1 protein-coding gene is annotated in these 330 nt (G+C 12.7%); it reads right to left on the bottom strand.

Annotated features, from left to right (window positions below):
• Positions 1-120: 120 nt before the first annotated feature.
• Positions 121-330: hypothetical protein (locus ACR6JA_RS22170; protein ID WP_494599542.1), on the bottom strand; the 210-nt coding region annotated here is incomplete at its 5' end.

Below are 330 nucleotides of genomic sequence, written 5' to 3'. Positions count from 1 at the left end.
AAAAATTTTTTTTTTTTTTTTGGGCTACAACTTTTTTATAAACCTTTATTTTAAAATTTTTTCAATAAATTAGTTTTTTCTTTTTTTTTTTTTTTTTTTTTTGTTTTGGGTTTTTTTTTTTTATTTTTTAATTTTTTTTTTTTTTTTATGTGGTTTTTTTATTTCCTTTTTTTTTTTTTTTTTTTTTTGTGGGTTAAATTTTTTTTTTTTTTTTTTTTTTTTTTTTTTTATGGGGGTTTTTTTTTTTTTTGTTTTTTTTTTTTTTTTTTTTTGTTTTTTTGAATTTTTTTTTTTTTTGGTTTTACGTTGGTTTGGTTGTTGTTTTTTTTT

The organism is Cedecea sp. B1(4) (genome assembly GCF_059414925.1).
Note: the sequence above shows the minus strand (reverse complement) of the source record. Positions and strands in the feature narration are given on the sequence as shown.